This window comes from Dyella sp., assembly GCF_036746095.1.
In the GTDB taxonomy this organism is placed as follows: domain Bacteria; phylum Pseudomonadota; class Gammaproteobacteria; order Xanthomonadales; family Rhodanobacteraceae; genus Dyella_B.
This window is the reverse complement of sequence record NZ_DAIOEU010000107.1, coordinates 1-1,991: the sequence shown is the minus strand read 5'-3', so window position 1 is coordinate 1,991 and position 1,991 is coordinate 1. Positions and strand designations below refer to the sequence as shown.

General features: G+C 61.7%; 1 protein-coding gene and 1 pseudogene. Both read left to right on the top strand.

Translation table 11 applies throughout. From position 1 onward, the window contains the following. Positions 1 to 585: pseudogene (locus tag V7M64_RS21975) on the top strand (sodium:calcium antiporter); the annotation flags it as partial. 59 nt (positions 586 to 644) lie between these two features. Then, a complete protein-coding gene (locus V7M64_RS21970; RefSeq protein WP_333682272.1) occupies positions 645 to 1,703 on the top strand; it encodes an EamA family transporter in 1,059 nt (352 codons plus the stop codon). The last annotated feature ends 288 nt before the right edge of the window (positions 1,704 to 1,991 follow it).

Below are 1,991 nucleotides of genomic sequence, written 5' to 3'. Positions count from 1 at the left end.
GCGTGGAAACCCTGGCTGGGTATTTTGTTCCTGCTCGCCTACGCCGCCTATTTCCGCAAGGAGATGTCCGGCGAGGCTGGCGTCGAAGAGGGCACGCCCGAGCCGTTGAAGCTGACCCCGCGCCATGCCGTGCCGCCCACATGGGCAGCCATTGCGCAAACCGTCGCGGCACTCGTCGTGATATTCGCGGCGTCGCATTTTTTCGTCGGCCAACTCGACGTGCTGGGGCCGCAACTCGGTCTCCGACCGCAGCTGGTTGCACTGCTCTTCAGCCCGATCGCCACCGAACTGCCTGAAACGATGAATGCCATCATCTGGGTACGCCAAGGCAAGCATCGCCTCGCGCTTGCCAACATCAGCGGCGCAATGATGATCCAAGCCACCGTACCCACTGCGCTGGGCCTGTTCTTTACGCCATGGGTCTTCGATGAATCCCTGATCGTCGCGGCAGGGGTTACGATTGCAGCCATCGTCGTGATGTTTACCGCCTTCCATCGTGGCATCACGTCGCGCAAGCTGCTGGCCTCCATGGCGCTGTTCTATGTGGCGTTCGCGGTGTGGGTGATCATCCGGCGACTTGCTTGATTACGCCGTGACCGCGCAACCGACAAGCGATTTATCCTGCATCGCAGGAGACTGACTTGATGAAACGCTTGTTTTTCTCACCCGCTGTCGTGGCTGCCTTGGCAGCAGCGCTGCTGTTTGGCTCCAGCACGCCCTTTGCCAAGCAACTCCTGCGCGACGTATCGCCGATCCTGTTAGCAGGCCTGCTGTACCTCGGAAGCGGCATCGGCCTCGGCATCGTCCGGCTCATTCGGGATCGTGGCTGGCGGATGCCGTCCATGTCGGGGCGCGAATGGCTGTGGCTCATGCTCGCGATTGGCTTCGGCGGAGTGCTGGGGCCGCTCGCGCTGATGTTGGGCCTCATGACGACCTCAGCCGCAACAGCCTCGTTGCTGCTCAACCTCGAAGCAGTGCTGACGGCGGTGATCGCCTGGGTGGTGTTCCGTGAAAATACCGATCGCCATGTCGTACTCGGCATGTTGGCGATCGTTGCAGGCGCCGTCTTACTGGCGTGGCCAAGGCCGCACGAAAACGCAGGTTTGGGCTGGGGCACATTGCTCATCGCTAGTGCGTGTCTGTGCTGGGCGTTGGACAACAACTTCACGCGCAAGGTGTCTGCGACCGACGCACTGTTTCTCGCCGGGCTCAAGGGCACCGTGGCAGGGGTCGTGAACACGGGTATTGCGCTCGCGTTGGGCGCCACGCGCCCGGCATTGCCGGCGATCAGTGAAGCGATGGTGGTCGGACTACTGGGTTACGGCGTGAGTTTGGTGCTGTTTGTCCTCGCCCTGCGCGGGCTCGGCACGGCGCGTACCGGCGCCTATTTTTCGACCGCACCATTCTTGGGGGCAGCCATCGCCATCCTTCTCTTCGGTGATCACGCAACGTTCCTGTTCTGGATCGCGGCCATCCTGATGGCCATCGGCGTGTGGCTGCACCTGACCGAGCGCCACGAGCACATGCACAAGCACGAGGCAATCACCCATACCCACCGCCATGTGCACGACATTCATCATCAGCACACCCACGATTTCCCGTGGGATGGCACCGAACCGCATACGCATCCCCACACCCACGAACCCATCACGCACAGCCACCCCCATCACCCCGATATCCATCACCAGCACAGGCACGATTGATGCGCCTTGGTGTGTCCGTCTAGCCACCGATTGCGGCACAACGTGAGTCGCTGACGAGCAGCGTGGAGTAAGCATTGCCGTTCGATACCACTGTAGGAGGCGCCGGATTCGTCTGCCGACTCAAGGCCTCCGCCAGCCATCAACGATCGGTTGCGTCGAGTCGAGTTCGGCCGGCTTCGGCCAGAGATGCAGTATCCGGGAAGTCCTCGGTCTGCGTTGGGTGGCGAAGCCGAGGGCTGAATGCCATAACCCGCCGATCGAGTTTGGCATTGAGCTGAGCAACTTCAA